The 19,265-nt window shown below is 51.7% G+C and carries 20 protein-coding genes; 6 read left to right on the forward strand and 14 right to left on the reverse strand.

Annotated features, from left to right (window positions below; all coding sequences use genetic code 11):
• Positions 1–23 precede the first annotated feature (23 nt).
• The gene (locus tag ACSTTO_RS09265; RefSeq protein ID WP_439272907.1) at positions 24–2,552 is read right to left on the reverse strand and encodes an FtsK/SpoIIIE family DNA translocase; all 2,529 of its coding nucleotides are present in this window, start codon (positions 2,550–2,552) and stop codon (positions 24–26) included.
• 212 nt (positions 2,553–2,764) lie between these two features.
• Positions 2,765–3,628 (reverse strand): acyl-CoA thioesterase II, encoded by an 864-nt coding sequence (gene tesB / locus ACSTTO_RS09270; protein ID WP_439272908.1) that lies wholly within the window; start codon positions 3,626–3,628, stop codon positions 2,765–2,767.
• Between the two features lie 308 nt (positions 3,629–3,936).
• Here tesB and ACSTTO_RS09275 point away from each other — a divergent pair, with 308 nt between their 5' ends.
• Both ACSTTO_RS09275 and ACSTTO_RS09280 read left to right on the forward strand, forming a co-directional pair.
• Positions 3,937–5,196 (forward strand): ubiquinone biosynthesis hydroxylase, encoded by a 1,260-nt coding sequence (locus ACSTTO_RS09275; protein WP_439272909.1) that lies wholly within the window; start codon positions 3,937–3,939, stop codon positions 5,194–5,196.
• A 228-nt stretch (positions 5,197–5,424) separates the two neighbouring features.
• Complete coding sequence (locus tag ACSTTO_RS09280) at positions 5,425–5,862, forward strand: OsmC family protein (RefSeq protein WP_439272910.1); 438 nt, start codon at positions 5,425–5,427, stop codon at positions 5,860–5,862.
• A 47-nt stretch (positions 5,863–5,909) separates the two neighbouring features.
• Here ACSTTO_RS09280 and ACSTTO_RS09285 read toward each other — a convergent pair whose 3' ends face one another.
• The 11 genes from ACSTTO_RS09285 to rimM form a co-directional block, all read right to left on the reverse strand.
• Complete coding sequence (locus tag ACSTTO_RS09285) at positions 5,910–6,281, reverse strand: VOC family protein (protein ID WP_439272911.1); 372 nt, start codon at positions 6,279–6,281, stop codon at positions 5,910–5,912.
• A gap of 287 nt (positions 6,282–6,568) precedes the next feature.
• The gene (locus tag ACSTTO_RS09290; protein WP_439272912.1) at positions 6,569–7,348 is read right to left on the reverse strand and encodes a succinate dehydrogenase iron-sulfur subunit; all 780 of its coding nucleotides are present in this window, start codon (positions 7,346–7,348) and stop codon (positions 6,569–6,571) included.
• A gap of 17 nt (positions 7,349–7,365) precedes the next feature.
• Positions 7,366–9,201 (reverse strand): succinate dehydrogenase flavoprotein subunit, encoded by a 1,836-nt coding sequence (gene sdhA, locus ACSTTO_RS09295; protein ID WP_439272913.1) that lies wholly within the window; start codon positions 9,199–9,201, stop codon positions 7,366–7,368.
• A gap of 8 nt (positions 9,202–9,209) precedes the next feature.
• Positions 9,210–9,593, reverse strand: a complete 384-nt coding sequence (sdhD, locus tag ACSTTO_RS09300) for a succinate dehydrogenase, hydrophobic membrane anchor protein (protein ID WP_439272914.1) — start codon at positions 9,591–9,593, stop codon at positions 9,210–9,212.
• Positions 9,594–9,606: 13 nt separating this feature from the next.
• Positions 9,607–10,008 carry a succinate dehydrogenase, cytochrome b556 subunit gene (gene sdhC / locus ACSTTO_RS09305; protein WP_439272915.1) on the reverse strand — a complete coding sequence of 134 codons (402 nt, stop codon included), beginning with the start codon at positions 10,006–10,008 and terminating at the stop codon, positions 9,607–9,609.
• Positions 10,009–10,430: 422 nt separating this feature from the next.
• The gene (locus tag ACSTTO_RS09310) at positions 10,431–10,898 is read right to left on the reverse strand and encodes a GNAT family N-acetyltransferase (RefSeq protein WP_439272916.1); all 468 of its coding nucleotides are present in this window, start codon (positions 10,896–10,898) and stop codon (positions 10,431–10,433) included.
• A 154-nt stretch (positions 10,899–11,052) separates the two neighbouring features.
• Entirely contained in the window at positions 11,053–12,462 is a 1,410-nt protein-coding gene (leuC, locus tag ACSTTO_RS09315) for a 3-isopropylmalate dehydratase large subunit (protein WP_439272917.1), read from the reverse strand.
• Positions 12,463–12,722: 260 nt separating this feature from the next.
• The gene (gene rplS, locus ACSTTO_RS09320) at positions 12,723–13,160 is read right to left on the reverse strand and encodes a 50S ribosomal protein L19 (RefSeq protein WP_439272918.1); all 438 of its coding nucleotides are present in this window, start codon (positions 13,158–13,160) and stop codon (positions 12,723–12,725) included.
• Positions 13,161–13,364: 204 nt separating this feature from the next.
• The gene (locus tag ACSTTO_RS09325; RefSeq protein ID WP_439272919.1) at positions 13,365–13,724 is read right to left on the reverse strand and encodes a DUF4260 domain-containing protein; all 360 of its coding nucleotides are present in this window, start codon (positions 13,722–13,724) and stop codon (positions 13,365–13,367) included.
• A complete protein-coding gene (trmD, locus tag ACSTTO_RS09330; protein ID WP_439272920.1) occupies positions 13,724–14,419 on the reverse strand; it encodes a tRNA (guanosine(37)-N1)-methyltransferase TrmD in 696 nt (231 codons plus the stop codon). Before trmD ends, ACSTTO_RS09325 begins: the two co-directional genes overlap by 1 nt.
• On the reverse strand, positions 14,419–15,042 hold the full coding sequence (rimM, locus tag ACSTTO_RS09335) for a ribosome maturation factor RimM (protein ID WP_439272921.1): 624 nt from the start codon (positions 15,040–15,042) through the stop codon (positions 14,419–14,421). Before rimM ends, trmD begins: the two co-directional genes overlap by 1 nt.
• Positions 15,043–15,132: 90 nt before the next feature.
• On the opposite strand from rimM, the gene ACSTTO_RS09340 reads away from it, so the two are divergent.
• The 3 genes from ACSTTO_RS09340 (at position 15,133) to aroB (ending at position 17,962) form a co-directional block, all read left to right on the forward strand.
• Positions 15,133–16,095, forward strand: coding sequence for a tyrosine recombinase XerC (locus ACSTTO_RS09340; RefSeq protein WP_439272922.1), 963 nt, complete (start codon positions 15,133–15,135; stop codon positions 16,093–16,095).
• Between the two features lie 105 nt (positions 16,096–16,200).
• Positions 16,201–16,809: a shikimate kinase gene (locus ACSTTO_RS09345; RefSeq protein ID WP_439272923.1), complete on the forward strand. Its 609-nt coding sequence runs from the start codon at positions 16,201–16,203 to the stop codon at positions 16,807–16,809.
• Positions 16,810–16,831: 22 nt separating this feature from the next.
• Complete coding sequence (gene aroB, locus ACSTTO_RS09350) at positions 16,832–17,962, forward strand: 3-dehydroquinate synthase (RefSeq protein WP_439272924.1); 1,131 nt, start codon at positions 16,832–16,834, stop codon at positions 17,960–17,962.
• A gap of 85 nt (positions 17,963–18,047) precedes the next feature.
• Here aroB and ACSTTO_RS09355 read toward each other — a convergent pair whose 3' ends face one another.
• Entirely contained in the window at positions 18,048–18,371 is a 324-nt protein-coding gene (locus ACSTTO_RS09355; RefSeq protein WP_439272925.1) for a BolA family protein, read from the reverse strand.
• Between the two features lie 196 nt (positions 18,372–18,567).
• Here ACSTTO_RS09355 and ACSTTO_RS09360 point away from each other — a divergent pair, with 196 nt between their 5' ends.
• Entirely contained in the window at positions 18,568–19,191 is a 624-nt protein-coding gene (locus ACSTTO_RS09360; RefSeq protein ID WP_439272926.1) for a J domain-containing protein, read from the forward strand.
• Positions 19,192–19,265 lie beyond the last annotated feature (74 nt).

Raw genomic sequence — 19,265 nt, forward strand, 5'->3', positions numbered from 1 at the left:
GGCCTGACTATGGCAGAGAACAATCAGTATTCATCATCCTGTGTCGGCACCAGAATTTCGCGTTTTCCGGCATGATTGGCAGGGCTCACAATTCCTTCTTCTTCCATGCGCTCAATAATCGAGGCGGCGCGGTTATAACCAATGCCAAGCCGGCGCTGAATATAGCTGGTTGATGCTTTTTTATCGCGCAGCACAACAGCCACAGCCTGATCATAAGGATCATCAGAATTTTCCAGACCGGAGGTGCCTGATGATGCTAAGCCCCCCTCATCCTCGTCATCTTCGGTAATGGCATCCAGATATTCAGGCACACCCTGACTTTTAAGATGCTGCACCACCTGTTCCACCTCATCATCACCGACAAAAGGCCCGTGAACACGCTGTATGCGGCCGCCACCAGCCATAAACAACATATCCCCCATGCCAAGCAATTGTTCTGCGCCCTGCTCGCCAAGCACAGTACGGCTGTCGATTTTGGAAGTGACCTGAAAGGAGATACGGGTCGGGAAATTGGCCTTGATCGTACCGGTAATCACATCCACCGACGGGCGCTGCGTGGCCATAATCACATGAATACCCGCCGCACGCGCCATCTGTGCCAGACGCTGCACCGCTCCTTCAATATCCTTGCCGGCCACCATCATCAAATCGGCCATTTCATCAATAATCACGACAATATATGGCATCGGAGCAAGATCCAGCTCTTCGGTTTCATAAACCGCCTCACCGGTATTGCGGTCAAAACCGGTCTGTACCGTACGTGAAATCTGCTCGCCTTTTTTCTCGGCCTGAGCGATACGGGCATTAAATCCGTCAATATTACGCACACCGACTTTCGACATTTTGCGATAGCGGTCTTCCATTTCACGCACCGCCCATTTCAGCGCCACCACCGCTTTTTTCGGATCGGTAACAACAGGGGTGAGCAAATGCGGAATCCCGTCATAAACGGAAAGTTCCAGCATTTTCGGATCAATCATGATCAACCGGCATTCCTGCGGCGTCATACGATAAACCAGTGACAGGATCATGGTATTGATCGCCACAGATTTACCGGAACCGGTGGTGCCGGCCACCAGAACATGCGGCATTTTTGCCAGATCAGCAATCACCGGCTCGCCGTTAATGGTTTTGCCCAATGCCAGCGCCAGTTTTGTTTTGGTTTGCATAAAATCGCGGCTTGCCAGCATTTCGCGCAAAAATACCATTTCCCGCTTGGGATTAGGCAGCTCTATGCCTATTGCATTGCGCCCGGGCACCACAGCCACACGGGCAGAAATGGCACTCATGGAACGGGCAATATCATCAGCCAGACCAATAACGCGGGAGGATTTAATGCCGGGGGCAGGCTCCAGTTCATACAAGGTCACAACAGGCCCGGGTTTTACCTGAATAATCTCGCCGCGCACGCCAAAATCTTCCAGAACACCTTCCAGAACACGGGCATTCTGCTCCAGCGCCTCCTTGGAAAGGGAAGGATCACGTGCCATCACCTTAGGCTCGCTCAGATAGTTCAGATCGGGCAACAAAAAGCGGCCATTATTTTGAACCGGACGACTTGTTTGAGCCGCATGATTTGGCGCGCGCATTTTCTTGCGTGCTGCCGGCATTTGCGCCGCATAGTGTGCCTGCCGGTCATCAAAACCGTCATCAAAATCTGCATTATCCCCGACCGGTTCTGCATGATCAAAGCCCGGTTCAAAACGCATATCCGCCTGTCTGTTACGCTTTGGAAGGCTGATATCTGCAAACGGATCATCATCACGGTTCCGTTTGTGCCGGGAAGAAGAGTTGATGCCCGATAAACGCCGCAGCCATGCCCTGATGCTGAGCATCCAATGCGAAACAGCGCCCAGAGTTGTGGCACTGAATCTGGACAGGAAGCCAATATTATTTTCCGCATCCTCATCAAAATCTTCGTCAGGATTGCGCGGTCTTGCAACAACCGGACGGCTGGTTTTCTCCCGCCCGATCAGACCGCAGGCAAAGGCGCCCAGCCACAAAGCCGGAACAGACAGAAAAATCGCAATACCAAGGGCAATGATACCGGTTGGAAACTCACCCAAAAAAACCCCCGGCACTTTCAGCATCATATCGCCCAGCACGCCACCAAGCCCGATAGGTAACGGCCAGCCTTGCTGCATTGGGATACAACCGGCAATTGCGGCAAAAAGCAGTGCGGCAAAAAACCATGCAAACAGACGCCGCGCCAGACGGTCAATACGGCCGCGAGCGACCAGAAAAACGCCCCAAAACACCAGCGGCAACAGCGCAACAACACTGGCAAGACCATAAAACTGCATGGCGAGATCGGCAAAAACCGCACCCGGATAACCTGCAGCATTGGTCACTTCATTGGCGGTTGCATGGCTGAAACTTGGATCAGCCACATTCCATGTGGCAAGCGCAGCCACGGCACAAGCAACCAGAACCAACAGCAACAGGCCGGAAAGAATATCAATCTGACGGCGCAGCAAAGTGCCAAGCCGCAGGCGCTCTCCGCGCATTTCCTGATTTTCAGAGCCATAGGAGGGTGAATAGCCTTGCCGCATAAAACTGCCTCAGTTTTTTCACCTGCCTGCATTGCGCAAAATTATGCCGGAACAGGTAAATTTTATGAATCGCGTCCGATCATAGAATAGGGGTAGTTAAGACAGCATTAACCATGCCGGACATACTTTTTGCAAAAGGCCAAAAATAAAAAACGCGCCTGCTATCAGGCGCGTTCGCAGAAATTTTCATACAAATAACTCAGTTAAATGCCTCAGTCACGCACGCGGATGAGCCCTTCCTGTGCGGTTGAAGCAACCAGCAAACCATCGCGGGTAAAAATCGAGCCACGGTTAAAACCACGTGCACCGGTGGCCATCGGGCTGTCCTGGCTATAAAGCAGCCAATCATCCAGCCGGCACGGATGATGAAACCACATCGAATGATCAAGACTTGCCACCTGCATGCCCGGATCAAATACCGCGCGTCCATGCGCATGAAGCGAAGTATCCAGCAATGTCATATCCGAGAGATAGGCCAGAATGGCTGCTTGCACGGCACGGTCATCAGGCACCTTGCCGCAGGCGCGCACCCATACATTCTGTTCCGGCGGCAACGGATCTTTGGTAAGATAATGATTAAGGGAAACCGGCTTCATATCAATTGGCTGCTCACGCTCCAGATATTTGCGCACCGGTGCAGGAGCAAGCTGCATATATTGCTCCTTCATATCCTTGATACTGATCAGTTTTTCCGGCATCGGCACATGAAGCGGCATCGGCATCTGATGTTTAAGCCCCGGTTCATCTATCTGGAAAGAAGCCGAAAGTGTAAAAATCGCCTTGCCATGCTGTATGGCAACAACCTGACGGGTTGAGAAACTGGAACCGTCTCGCAGCCGGTCAACACGGTAAATTATGGGAATGGAGGGATCGCCAGGCCGCATAAAATACCCATGAAGGGAGTGCACATAACGCCCCTCCTCCACAGTGCGCTGCGCTGCCACCAGCGCCTGACCGATCACCTGCCCGCCAAAAACCCGCTGCCAGCCCACTTGCGGGCTGCGGCCGCGAAACAAATTATGCTCCAGCGGCTCCAGATCAAGGATCGACAATAGTTCCTGCATCGCATCAGACATAGACAACTCATTTTCTGCCAGTGTTTCCCTATGGCTACAACCAGCAGAAGGCTGGTGCAAGTGACAAATGTTGCAACGCGCCCTGCGGCATTTGCACTTGAGACAAATCTGGTGAAGGTCTATCTGTAGCTATATGCTATAAAACATGGATGCTTGCAGAATATTCTGAAAAATGTGAAATGTTATTCAGGCAAGATATATATTTATTCAAAATGTTAGAGCATATTCCGCTCTCCTGATCTGGACGGAAACTGCTTTGACAAAAACCGGCACCTCCGGCAGTCTGTTGCGCAGAAAAGGAAACCCTTATGGCCAGATCGTCCTCAAAATCCCGTGAAGCCGCTGATACCCCCCTTCAAACGGATATTGTGATTGCTGGGGCGGGCTATGTGGGCATGACCACAGCTGTTGCCATAAAAACCGGTGCCCCGCAGCTTGATGTCACCATTATTGATGCCGCACCTGCCGGCCAGTGGAAAAAAGACCCGCGCGCATCTGCCATTGCTGCTGCGGCTACCCGTATGCTGCAACAATTGGACTGCTGGGAAGCAATCCGGCCGGATGCACAGGCCATCAATGATATGGTGATCACCGATTCCCGCGTTTCTGATCCTGTGCGCCCAGTGTTTCTCACCTTTTCCGGCGAGGTAAACCCGGGCGAGCCCTTTGCTCATATGGTTGAAAACAAGGTATTGAACGCTTCTCTCCATGCCAGGGCGGCAGAACTTGGCATTCATGTGATTGAAGGCTGCGGTGTGGATCAGTTCAATACAAAGCCCAATTCTGTAACCGTCACACTGGCTGATAAGCGCATTCTTGAAACCAGATTGCTGATAGGTGCTGACGGGGTGCGCTCGCGCATGCGCGATCAGGCGGGGATAAAAACCGTACACTGGAGCTATGGTCAATCAGGTATTGTCTGCAATGTTTCCCATGAACGCCCGCATCAGGGGCGCGCTATTGAGCATTTTCTGCCCGCAGGGCCTTTTGCCATTTTGCCGCTTAAAGGCAACCGCTCATCACTTGTCTGGGCAGAACGCACAGAAGATGCAAACCGGCTGATTGCGCAAGATGATTTTGTATTTGAAGCTGAGCTTGAGCAGCGTTTTGGCCATCATCTGGGTGAAATCCGCGTAGAAGGCAATAAACGCGCTTTTCCTTTAGGGCTGACACTGGCACGGGAATTTGTAAAGCCACGTTTTGCATTGGTTGGCGATGCTGCCCATGGCATTCATCCCATTGCCGGACAGGGGCTTAATCTTGGCTTTCGTGATGCGGCAACACTAGCACAGGTCATTGTTGAAACCGAACGTCTTGGCCTTGATATCGGCTCTTTTGCAGCATTGGAAAAATACCAGATATGGCGCCGTTTCGACACGCTGCAAATGGGGATCAGCACCGATATTCTGACCAGGCTGTTCTCCAATGACAATCTGGCACTGCGCACTATGCGCGATATCGGCCTTGGGCTTGTAGACAGGCTGCCACCCCTCAAAAATTACTTCATCAAACAGGCGGCAGGCTTTGGCAAAGAAATTCCGCGCCTGTTACAAGGGCAGGCAATCTGATCTTAAAGCAGATATTTTTAAGTCCGGCACTGGATAAACGGCTTTCGAGGCCTAATTTCCTCATAGAGAATCCGGATGCAAACAGAATGTGACCGGCATCAATATCTCCGCCGGTCTGTTCTGTCTGTTTCACATATTTTATTTTGGCAACAGAGCATTTCAGCGGCTCCTGTGAAAAACTGAAATGTTCCGGTCTGCCCTTCGGGATGCCTGATGAGGAGATGAGCGATGAACAGAACGGCCACAGCAATCTGGAACGGCGATCTGAAAACCGGTTCAGGCAAATTATCCACGCAAAGCACGGCTTTGAATGAAACAGCCTATAGCTTCAAATCCCGCACGGAAGATATTCAGGGCAATGCAGGCACCAATCCTGAAGAGCTGATTGCTGCAGCCCATGCCGGTTGTTTTGCCATGATGCTGTCATCCCTGCTTTCCGCAAACGGCACGCCGCCCCAGGAACTGCAGGCAACCGCAAAAATCAGCACTGCACCGAATGAGGGCGGCGGCTTTTCCATTGCAAAAAGTGAACTGAGCCTGCGTGCCCGTGTTGCCAATATTTCGGAAAATGATTTTCAGAAACTTGCCAGACAGGCAAAGGATGATTGTCCGGTCTCACGTGCATTGAATGCGCTGGATATCAGCCTCACGGCCACCCTGCTCTAGGCCCTCTGCTCTAGGCAGCAATGCACAATCAGCCGGTTTAAACGCAATTATACGGGCATATGGCAGATAACCTCGATAATATGCCCGTCAGGATCTTTTACCATCGCGCTGAAATAATCGGCATGATAATCCGGCCGCAGCACAGGCGCGCTATGCCCCTGCCCGCCGGCATTTGTTGCTGCCTGATAAAAACGCTCAACCTCACTGCGGGTACCGGCGACAAAAGCCAGATGCATATGGCCTTTATAGGCCGAGCCTTTTTGTGAACCGATCCAGAATTCCGGCTTGCCGTGGCGGCCATAGCCCTGCCAGTTACCAAATTCTGTCACTGCATCAATACCAAGCGGTGCCAGTGCGGCCGAATAAAAAGCGCGTGCTTTATCTTTATTGGTGACCATAAATCCGATCTGATCAAGCATAGCGACACCTGCCTTCAGTCATACAATGCATGCAAACACAAAACGCAGGCAACGCGCAAGAGTTGCAAAATAAATCCTGTTCACAACATTTGCATGACTTCAGCTGTTTTACGAAGGCAATAAAAAAGGCACCCTTTAAGGTGCCTTTCTGATGTAAAATTCTGATTGCGCTTATACAGGGCAATCAAGAGGCGTAGAGCGCCTTAAGGCGCGACCGGGAAAGAAAAAATCAAGAGGCGCGGAGTGCCTAAGGCACGACTGGGATATAAAAAAATCAAGTGCCGCGTTTACACGCGGCGCTCAACCATCATTTTCTTGATTTCGGCAATCGCTTTCGCAGGGTTCAGCCCCTTGGGGCAGGTCTGCGCACAATTCATGATTGTGTGGCAACGATAAAGACGGAACGGATCTTCCAGATTATCCAGACGTTCGCCTTTTGCCTCATCACGGCTGTCGATCAACCAGCGATAAGCCTGCAACAACACAGCAGGCCCCAAATAGCGGTCACCATTCCACCAATAGCTTGGGCAGGATGTCGAGCAGCAAGCGCACAAAATACACTCATACAAGCCGTCAAGCTTGGCGCGGTCTTCATGGCTTTGCAACCATTCCTTTGCCGGCTCCGGCGAAACCGTTTTCAGCCATGGCTCGATCGAGCGGTGCTGGGCATAAAAATGGCTCAGATCAGGCACCAGATCCTTAACCACCGGCATATGCGGCAGCGGGTAGATCTTCACTGTGCCTTTGATGTCATCCATGCCCTTGGTGCAGGCAAGTGTATTGGAGCCATCAATATTCATTGCGCAGGAGCCGCAAATACCTTCACGGCAGGAACGGCGCAGCGTCAATGTCGGATCAATCTTGTTCTTGATATATAACAGCGCATCAAGAACCATCGGCCCGCAATCGTCAAGATCGACATAAAATGTGTCAAGGCGTGGATTTTCGCCATCATCCGGCGACCAGCGATAAATCTTGAACTCACGTAAGTTCGTTGCACCCGCAGGTTTGTCCCAGACCTTGCCGGGACGAATCTGCGAATTTTTGGGAAGTGCCAGTTCAACCATTGCTCTTTCCCCTGTCCTTAGTAAACGCGCGCTTTAGGCGCAATTTTGGCCAGACTGATGCCGCCATCTTCTTCCTTGACCAGCGGCTCCAGATGAACCGGACGATAATCAAGTGTTACCTTGCCATCCTGAGACAGCCAGGCCAGCGAGTGCTTGCGCCAGTTAACATCATCACGATTAGGGAAATCCTCATGAGCATGGGCGCCGCGGCTTTCCTTACGGGCTTCAGCGGCCACAACAGTGGTCATCGCATTGGCCATCAGGTTTTCAAGCTCCAATGTTTCCATCAAATCGGAATTCCAGATCAGCGAACGGTCTGTCACTTTGATATCCGGCAGCTCCTGCCAGATTTTTGCCATGCGCTCACAGCCCTGTTTAAGCGATTCTGACGTGCGGAACACCGCTGCATCTTCCTGCATGGTGCGTTGCATTTTTTCACGCAATACCGCTGTCGGCGTGCTGCCATTGGCAAAACGCAACCGGTCAAAGCGTTCCATGATCTTATCGCAGGCCGCAATATTCAGATCAGGAATTTTTGCTTCACGGTCAATCACCTCACCGGCGCGGATTGCAGCCGCACGGCCAAATACCACCAGGTCAATCAGTGAGTTGGAACCAAGACGGTTTGCACCGTGAACCGAGGCACAGCCGGCTTCACCCACAGCCATCAAACCGGGCTGCACACGATCAGGATTGTCCTTTGTCGGGTTGAGCACCTCACCCCAATAATTGGTTGGCACACCGCCCATATTGTAGTGAACGGTCGGCAAAACCGGTATCGGCTCCTTGGTCAGGTCAACACCGGCAAAAATCCTGGCGCTTTCCGAAATACCCGGCAAACGCTCATGCAAAATTGCCGGATCCAGATGATCAAGATGCAGATAGATGTGATCCTTGTTTTTGCCAACACCGCGGCCTTCACGGATCTCAATAGTCATGCAACGGGAAACCACGTCACGTGAGGCCAGATCCTTGGCGGAAGGCGCATAACGCTCCATAAAGCGTTCGCCTTCGGAATTAACAAGATAGCCGCCCTCACCACGTGCACCTTCGGTAATCAGGCAGCCTGCACCATAAATACCGGTTGGGTGGAACTGCACAAATTCCATATCCTGCAAGGGCAGACCGGCACGTGCCACCATACCGCCGCCATCACCGGTGCAGGTATGAGCGGAAGTGGCCGAGAAATAGGCGCGGCCATAGCCGCCTGTTGCCAGCACAACCATCTTTGCAGAGAAGCGATGGATGGTGCCGTCATCCAGATTCCATGCCACAACACCGGTGCACACACCATCAGTCATGATCAGATCAAGCGCAAAATATTCAATAAAGAACTGCGCATTATTCTTCAGCGACTGGCCATAAAGCGTGTGCAAAATCGCGTGTCCGGTGCGGTCAGCCGCCGCACAGGTACGCTGCACCGGCGGGCCGTCACCAAAATTCTGCATATGGCCGCCAAACGGCCTTTGATAAATCTTGCCCTCTTCAGTGCGCGAGAACGGCACACCATAATGTTCCAGCTCATAAACGGCAGCAGGCGCTTCACGGGCCAGATATTCCATGGCATCGGTATCACCAAGCCAGTCCGACCCCTTGACGGTGTCATACATATGCCACTGCCAGTTGTCAGGCCCCATATTGGAGAGCGAGGCCGCAATGCCGCCCTGTGCGGCAACCGTGTGGGAGCGTGTTGGAAACACCTTTGTGATACAGGCTGTTTTAAAACCTTGTTCCGCCATGCCAAGTGTTGCACGCAGGCCGGCACCGCCGGCACCAACAACCACAACATCAAATTTGTGATCGACATAGGTATATTTGCCGCTATTTGCAGCTTTATCTTTAGTTGTTGCCATCGGGCCTATCAACCTCCGAAGCTGAGCTTGAGAATTGCAAACAAACTTGCGCCGCCCACTACGATTGCAAAAAACGTATTGAGCATGACACAGGCAATCTTCAGGCCCTCGCCATGAATATAATCTTCAATAATGACCTGCATGCCAAGACGCATGTGATAAACACCGGCCACAACAAACAGCGCCATTACCAAAGCATTGAAAGGATGCGCAAGTGTTGCCTTGACCTGCGCATAATCAGCGCCGTTCAGGCAAATAATCAGCCCCACAAAATAAATAACCAGCGGCACCAGCGCCACCGCGCTCATACGCTGTGTCCAGAAATGTGCGGTGCCATCCTTGGCAGAGCCAAGACCGCGAACCTTACCCAAAGGCGTACGCATATCGTGCATGAAATCTGTCCTCTCAGCGCAGGCTAAAAGCCACAACCCAGATCAGGATTGTCGCAACCACTGAAAATACCACCGTTGCCCAGGCAAGCTTGCTGGCAGTGTGTTTTTCAAGCCCTGCACCCATATCCCAGATGAAATGACGGATACCACCGGCCAGATGCTGCATCAGCGCCCATGTATAACCAAAAAGCACCAGCAAACCCAACCAGGAACCAAACAGGCCATTAATGAAATTGAAGCAATCTTCACTGACTGCGGCAGAAATCAGCCATGCGGCAATCAGCAATGTACCGAAATAAAGCGCACCACCGGTAATACGGTGAATAATCGACGTTGTCATAGTAATTGCCGGTTTGTAAATCGACAAATGCGGAGACAGCGGGCGCTGGCTTTTGACTATAGGTCTTGTTGTCATAGCTATCCTGGTAAAAGTTACCGATAAACAGATTGTAGAAAACAAACCGAAATCCGGAAAATCCACAAGCTGTTCATGCCCAACAGAGTTCTCTTGCATGCTGTACCGCTTTGCACGGCATGCAAGAAAACTCTGTCATTTTAACATGCTGCGCAATTTAAAGACCGTTGAAGGATCAAAAACTGAGCAGTAGAGCGAATACGGCCAAGATCGTTTAAAGGACGACCATGTCAGGGTCTATCTACTGCGCTTTTATCATCACGTCAAAGTCACAACAATGCGACCGGCCATGCAATTGGTCGCACCCGTATAGCGAGACAGGATTTAAAACGTTTTACAGGCCATAAAACCGCTATCCGGCAACAGGACAAGATTCTTCCCGTTGCATAACTACACCAGTAATCGCGCTAATTGCGCTTTTTTTACTGCAGATGCGGGGTGAAGCGAATCACAAAACTGCTCCAGTCAGCTGTTATCGCCATCTGTTCATAGAGCTTGCGGCCATCTTCAGGCTGGCGCGGTGCATTCAGCACCAGCTTGCTCCATGAACGCTCCTCAGCCTTATCGGCCAGCACATCAATCAATGCTTTGGCAATGCCTTTCTTGCGATGCTCATGATGCACATAAATATGATCCACCTGCCCGGCACGCATACCGGAAACCGGCTCCGGCAAATCATAGAAAATCACAAAGCCAACCAGCGCACCATCAAGCCGCGCGCCAAGCAATTCTGCACTGCGATCCTGCAGCAGTTTTTCTGCATAATATTCGTCAGGACGGCGCGGCGCACCACGCTTTAAAGCTTGCGCATAATCCGCAAGCAGCGGGGCAAGCTCACGGGCATCGCGCAAATGCAACAAGGAAATATCAATAGCGTGATCCTGTGTCATATAAATATCCTTATCCGAACAACCGTCAGAGTAGCGGCTTCCTGAAAAAACACCAGAGCCTTTCATATTTCTCTATCGAAAAAGAAAAGCCCGCCCATTGATCCTGCGCAATGAGCGGGTTTTTCCATGATCTTTTCAGCAAAAACCGTGAGCTTTATTTCCAGTCGCGGATATCAACAAAATGACCGGCAATTGCCGCCGCAGCCGCCATGGCAGGTGATACCAGATGTGTGCGGCCTCTGAAGCCCTGACGGCCTTCAAAATTGCGGTTAGAGGTTGATGCACAACGCTCACCCGGCTTCAGACGGTCATCATTCATCGCCAGACACATCGAACAGCCCGGTTCGCGCCAGTCAAAGCCTGCTTCAATAAAGATCTTATCCAGCCCTTCAGCCTCTGCCATTTCTTTTACCAAGCCTGAGCCCGGCACGATCATGGCATTCACCGTAGGCGCAACTTTTTTACCCTCAACCATGCGGGCAGCATCGCGCAGATCCTCAATACGGCCATTGGTGCAGGAGCCGATAAACACACGGTCAATCGCAATATCGGTAATTTTTGTGCCCGGTTTCAGATCCATATACTCCAGCGCGCGCCATTTGGATGAACGCTTGGTATCATCCTCAATCTCATCAGGATTTGGCACCACATCGGTAACAAACACCACATCTTCCGGTGAAGAGCCCCAGGTTACCACTGGTGAGATTTCCGCCGCATCAAGGGTTACAATTTTATCATAATGCGCACCCTCATCCGAGCGCAGCGTCTTCCAATAGGCAATAGCCTGTTCAAGCTGCTCAGCCTTAGGCGCGCGCGGTTTGCCGCGAATATAATCAAAAGTCTTTTCATCCGGTGCGATGAGACCGGCGCGGGCACCGCCCTCAATCGACATATTGCAAACTGTCATCCGGCCTTCCATGCTCAGTGACATAATTGCATCGCCGGCATATTCAATCACATAGCCGGTACCGCCGGCCGTGCCGATCTTGCCGATAATTGCCAATGTGATGTCTTTGGCGGTTACACCCGGTGCCAATTTGCCATCCACACGCACCAGCATGTTTTTGGCCTTTTTCTGGATCAGGGTCTGGGTGGCCAGCACATGTTCCACTTCCGATGTGCCAATGCCATGTGCAAGAGAGCCGAAAGCGCCATGGGTCGAAGTATGGCTGTCGCCGCACACAATGGTCATGCCCGGCAGAGTAAAACCCTGTTCAGGCCCCACAATATGCACAATACCCTGACGCTTGTCGCGTTCGGAATAATATTCCACACCGAAATCAGCCGCATTTTTAGCCAGTGCCTCAACCTGAATACGGCTTTCTTCGTTTTTGATACCATTGATACGGTCAGGCGATGTTGGCACATTATGATCAACCACCGCCAATGTGCGCTCCGGATGACGCACCTTGCGCCCTGCCATACGCAGCCCCTCAAAAGCCTGCGGGCTTGTCACTTCATGTACAAGATGGCGATCAATATAGATAAGGCAGGTACCATCATCCTGCTGATCCACCAGATGATCGTCCCAGATCTTGTCATAAAGTGTACGCGGCGCGCTCATAGGTCTGTTATCCCTTGATAAGATTTGCAGCAGTTTCCCTCATTGGGCTCAAAGCCCGCTGCATGACTAAATGATTATGGTTCATATGCACCCGCCACAGCTTTTCGTCAAGAAATGACAAGCGTAACAGGGTGTCGCAGCAAGATTGTTACCAAAGCTGCATTTAATTTTTGCAAAACGAAAAGGGCGACTTTTGCAAGCCGCCCTGATCATTGAAAATTTTAAATCGCTTTTTCCGGAACTCTACCGGTACCGGCAGGTTATTCTGCAGCTGCAGCCTTGGCGGCGGCATCACGCTCGGCAGCGCGTTTGTCTGCTTCACGTTCAGCCTTGGAGCGATTATCTTTTTTCTCAACGATACGGGCAGCCTTACCGGTAAGGCCGCGAAGGTAATAAAGCTTTGCACGGCGAACCTTACCGCGACGAACAACTTCAACACCCTCAACCAGCGGAGAATAAACCGGGAAAACGCGTTCCACGCCTTCGCCGTAAGAAATTTTACGAACAGTGAAGCTTTCCTGCAGACCGGCACCGGAGCGGGCAATGCAAACGCCTTCATAAGCCTGAACACGGGTACGAGTACCTTCAGTTACGCGTACGAGAACACGAACAGTGTCACCGGCATCAAAATCAGGCAGGACGCGCTTTTCAGCAATCTTTGCCATCTGTTCAGCTTCAAGCTGCTTGATAATGTTCATTTGTTTAATCCTTCTGATTCTTCTCGAACAGTCAGAGCGCTCAAAACACTTGCAAAACGGTCTTTGCCATCATGCTATGCCGGAAAAGCAGGAGCGGTTTCACTACTCTTTGATTTCAGGTCAATGAAAAAAGTATCAGGAAAATCCTGAAATGTGAGGCGGCAATACACTATTTCCCCCCGTGAATCAACTCCGTTGACACAATCATGATGATTTACGGCCGATGCGCCCCAGATGAGTATCCTGAAAGGCGGTTGCATATTTCAGTCCGTAACCCATCATCCGGTCAAAAGCGATATGTGCCGCCCAGATCAGCACATAAGGCCACAACCAGTCCTGAGCGGCAAACTGCATAATCGCCGCCAGCATCGCAACCCCCAGAAAACTATGACCGAGATTATAAACCAGCGCACCAATGCGATTGCCGGATATATAGCCGGCCATTGTCAGATCCGGCACCAGAAACAGCAGCGCAAACCACCACCAGCCTGCACCGCTTTGGCCATAAAGCCAGAGCACAATCAAAAAAACAGCCGCATATTCCGCACGTCTCAGAACCGGCATTATTTTTTCCTGCTTAGATAGGCCTGCCACAAATCCGGCCGGCGCTCGCGGGTAATGCGCTTTGCCTCTTCCAGCCGCCACGCATCAACTGCCTTATGATTGCCGGAGGTTAATATTGCGGGAATAGAGCGCCCCTCCCATTCCTGCGGGCGGGTATAATGAGGATGCTCCAGAAGACCGGTCTCAAAACTTTCCGTTTCACCGGATTCATGATTACCCATCACACCGGGAATCAGACGGATAATTGCATCAAGCAGCACAATCGCGCCGGTCTCCCCGCCGGAGAGAATATAATCCCCCACAGAGATTTCCGTCAGATTGCGCGCCTCAATCACCCGCTCATCCACACCTTCAAAGCGGCCGCAGAGAATCACCGCGCCTTCCCCTGCCGCCAGCTCCCGCACCAATGGCTGTGTCAGCGGTCTGCCGCGCGGGCTCATCAAAATGCGCGGCCGGCTATCCTGCTCCAGACTGTCAAGTGCCCTGGCTACCACATCCGGTTTCATCACCATACCCGCGCTGCCACCGGCCGGCGTGTCATCCACCATGCGATGTTTATCAAGTGCAAAATCCCTGATCTGCACGGTTTCAAGCTGCCATTTGCCATCACGCAGCGCGCGTCCTGCAAGGGCGGCTCCAAGAGGCCCGGGAAACATTTCAGGATAAAGAGTGAGCACAGATGCTTTAAACGCCATCAGCGCACCCATCCGTCATCATCGGTTTCAGGCATATCGGGCATCTCACCGTCTTCATCAGGCGAGCCTGAACCATCATCAATAAGACCGGCTGCCAGCGGATCAATCACCACAACCCCTTCTGCTATAAGAATTTGCGGCACCGAGGCTTGCGTAAACGGGATTAAAGCCGGTTTTTTGCCGCTCTCCTTGATCTCCAGCACATCACCGCCCCCAAAATTAAACACGGCAGAAACCCTGCCATAAGAAGCGCCTTCACCATCACGCACGGCAAGGCCGATCAGATCCGTATAATAAAATTCATCCTCTTCCAAATCCTGCGGCAATTGTGCGTGGTCCACATATAATTCTTTACCATTCAGAGCCTCAGCGGCATTTCGGTCATCAATACCGGCAAAACGCACAACAACAACATTTTTGGCCGGACGGATTGCCAGAACCTCATACGCCCTGCCCGTTGCATCATAAAGCAGACCGTAAGATCCCAGATCCATCGGATCGCCCGTATAGGTTTTAACCCGCACTTCCCCCTTGATGCCATGCGCCGCACCAATCACCGCGAGTTGAACCGGATTATCAAGATGTGCAACCTGCATATGGCTGCCTTTTTTCTGAGGCGACATAAAAGACCTTAAATTTGAGCGGCAACGCTTCCGTAACCTGACTATGGGAAACTATGGTTTATTAAGATAACAGAATGTCAGATTCAATCCATGCAAACTGCTTCTCCAAAAACAGAATTTCTGGTCATTGCCGCCCCTGATCTTGCCAGGGCCCGTCAGGATTGGCTTGGCAGTTTAAGCAACAGCCGCCGTCTTGCCGCCCATACACTTAATGCCTATGAGCGCGATACCCGCCAGTTCCTGCAGTTTATGACCGGTCATCTTGGCACCCCGCCTTCCCTGAAAGATGTCTCAGATCTGCGCATTGCCGATTTGCGCTCCTATCTTGCCGCACGGCGCAATGATGGCGCAGGAGCACGCACACTTGGGCGCGGCCTTGCCGGCGTGCGCTCCCTGCTGCGCTATCTGGAAAAGCAAGGGCTTGCCAATGCCGCAGGCGCAGCCGCCATCCGTGCACCGCGCCAACCAAAATCCCTGCCAAAACCCTTAACCGCTGATGCGGCTTTGCGCGTGGTTGATTCTAAACAACAACTGGCAGAAGAACCATGGATTGCAGCACGTAATGCTGCGGTTCTCACCCTGCTTTACGGTTGCGGCCTGCGTATATCCGAAGCACTTTCACTGACACCGGATATGCTGGCTGATCCATCAGCGCGTTCCCTGACAATTCTGGGGAAAGGCGGCAAAAGCCGCCTTATCCCGCTTTTGCCGGCTGTGTATCAGGCAATTGCTGAATATCGCCGCCTTTGCCCATATCATTTGGGAAACAATGCCCCGCTGTTTCGCGGTGCCAGGGGCGGTGCCTTGCAGGCCGGTATTATCCAGCGGGAAATGCAGAAAATGCGTGCCGCCCTTGATCTTCCGGAAACGGCAACTCCCCATGCGCTGCGGCATTCTTTTGCCACCCATCTTTTAAGCAAGGGCGGGGATCTTCGCACCATTCAGGAGCTGCTCGGCCATGCCAGCCTGTCCACCACTCAGGTCTATACCGGCGTGGATACAGCGCGTCTTCTGGAAATTTACGATAAAACACATCCACGCGCACAAACATAATCGTCAAAGCAAGAAAATCATCAATCTTTCTTGACAAGCATGTGAACAGCGGCGATTGACTGATTAAAGTGTTTCAAACGGAAGCACCGTCATGAGAAGAAGACGATGCCGAACCAAAATAAAAAAGCTGACCAGATCAATCTGCGTCAACAGGCCGAAGAAGTTAAATCCCTTCTGGGTAAGCGCCCCGTGGTGCTGGTAGGGCTTATGGGAGCAGGCAAATCCACAATCGGCAAAAAAATGGCCGCTATGCTGGATTTATCTTTTTTCGATCTTGATACGGAGATTGAAAATGTTTCCCGTATGAGCATTTCTGAATTATTTGCCTCTTATGGTGAGCCGGAATTCCGTGATCTTGAACGCCGGGTCATGCAGCGCCTTCTTGAGGGAGGGCCGATGATTCTGGCAACCGGCGGCGGCGCTTTCATGAATGAACAAACCCGCAAGAATATTGCTGCCTCCGGTATTTCTGTCTGGCTTAATGCCGAGCTTGATGTGCTGATGGAGCGGGTTTTGCGCCGTCAGGATCGCCCTTTGCTGAAAAATCCTGATCCGCGCGGCGTGATGCAAAAACTGATGACTGAGCGCTATCCTATCTATGCTACGGCTGATCTCAGCATCATGTCACGCGATGAAAAACGCGAGGTCATTGCACAGGAGGTGATCACCTTGTTACTTAATCATCTGCGTGATACGGAAACCGTTCAAAACTGACGATCAATCACGAGTATCTTCCATGACATCTGCCGGACACATCACAACCGAAACCGTTCATGTCTCACTGGGAGACCGCTCTTATGATATTCTCATCAGCGGCGGTCTTGTCCAGCATGCCGGTTCAGCCATTGCCAAACGCCTGCCAGGCATTCGCGCCGCCATTGTAACAGATGAGAATCTTGCCGCCCTGCATTTGCAGCCATTGCTGGCCTCATTGGCACAGGCAGGTATTGCGGCAACTGCAATAACAGTTGCCGCCGGTGAAAAATCCAAAAGCTTTGCCACGCTTGAATTCGTAACCAATGCCATCCTTGAGGCGCGATTGGAGCGCGGTGATGCGGTTATTGCCTTTGGCGGCGGTGTGATTGGCGATCTTGCGGGTTTTGTTGCCGGTATTGTGCGCCGCGGCATGAATTTTATCCAGATACCAACCTCGCTGCTGGCACAGGTGGATTCCTCCGTTGGTGGCAAAACCGGCATTAACACAGCCTATGGCAAAAATCTTGCCGGTATTTTCAACCAGCCGCAACTGGTGCTTGCCGATACGGATATACTCAATACTCTGAGCAGGCGGGAATTTGCCGCCGGCTATGCGGAAATTGTTAAATACGGCCTAATTGACCAGCCGGATTTTTTCATATGGCTGGAAAATAACTGGCAGGATGTTTTTGCAGGCGGCACCGCACGCCAACAGGCCATTGCCACAGCCTGCCGCGCAAAGGCAGCTGTTGTCGCCCGCGATGAACGTGAATCCGGTGACCGCGCCCTGCTTAATCTTGGCCACACATTCGGCCATGCACTGGAAACGGCAACCGGTTATGATTCTGCACGTCTTGTACATGGCGAGGCAGTGGCTATCGGCATGGTGCTGGCACACCAGTTTTCTGCCCGCCTTGGTCTTGTTTCTGAAACGGTTGCCGCGCGCGTTGAGGCGCATTTAAAAACTGTTGGCTTGCCGGTTTCCATGCAGGAGATTGCCGGTCTGCCATCTGCGGATGTGCTGATGTCCTATATTGCACAGGATAAAAAAGTTTCACGCGGGTCGTTAACTTTCATACTGACCCGCGGTCTTGGCCGGTCCTTTATCGCCAAAGATATCAATGCAGCGGATGTACAGGCTTTCCTGCAAGACAAGCTCTCCGCATCCTGATAAAGGCAGCACAAAAATTTTTAAACAAGATTGGTGTGACAAACAGGGTATTTATCATCGAATACCCTGTTATTGATCAGTTTTCCTAATTGCGGCTGCGCCGCTGCGGCTCTCCCGGTGCACTCGGTTCCAATGCCAGCGCATGCAGGCCGGAATGCAATTCCTCATGCATCAGGGCATTGATCGCCCGATGGCGTTCCACACGGCTTAAACCGGTAAATGCATCTGCTACAATTATAACGCGGTAATGTGTTTCCCCCTTACCGTCAAACACTTCCTCATGGCCGCCATCCGTGTGATGATGCCCGGCATGAAGGTGGCTTTCATTGATGACATCAAGCAACACCGGTTGAAAAGCATCGCGCAATTTTACAGTAATCCGCTCTTGTCGCGTCAAAGGAATAGACATTCTCATCTCCTGCCCCCATATAGGGGTCATGTTATGCACATTGGGTTGCCAGAATTGTAACAATTCATGGTACACAAAATGTAGCTAAATCCCAATTTCACATTTTCTCCGGTTCTCCGGCCTTTCGGGTCCGGCTCCGCATAGTGTGAATTACCAATTCTTGTATCATCAGATCCGACCTCGTAATATTGATATCATGACAATCAATTCAAAATATTTTGACAGTATCCGCATCCGCCCCCGTAAGGAGGAGAAAAAAGCTGCCGGCCCGCAGTGTCAGTGGGAAGGATGCGAAGAGATAGGTACGCACAAAGCCCCCGCCGGCGGTGCGCGTGAAGGGCTTTATCTGCATTTCTGCCTTGACCATGTTCGGGAATATAATAAAAACTTCAATGCTTTTGAAGGATTGAGCGATGCGGAAATCGCCAAATTCCAGAAAAATGCAGCCGTCGGCGATCGCCCGACATGGGCTACAAGCAAAAATGCCACAGCCAGGAAGTCAGCCCCGCAATTTGCCCGTATGCGTTCAGGCACAGCAGCCTATCATAATAAAATCCGCGATCCGTTAAATCTTTTTGAACAGGCACGCGCCCGCGCCGAGGCCGCAACACCATCCCGCCGCCCGCGCCCGCTCGAATCCAAAGCCTTTGCCACATTGGGCATTGCGGCCAATTCCAGCAGCGATGCCATCAAATCGCGCTATAAGGAACTGGTCAAACAGCATCACCCCGATGCCAATGGCGGTGACCGCGGCTCGGAAGAGCGTTTTCGTGAGGTTGTCCAGGCTTATCAATTGCTGAAAACCGCAGGCTTCTGTTAAGCAGAAAACAGAATGATGCGACAAATTAAAGAATATTGGACAAGCGGGGGAAGTATTACTAAGAACAGCACGGT

The sequence above is a fragment of the Pseudochrobactrum albidum genome, from assembly GCF_051851455.1.
Taxonomy (GTDB): Bacteria; Pseudomonadota; Alphaproteobacteria; order Rhizobiales; family Rhizobiaceae; genus Pseudochrobactrum.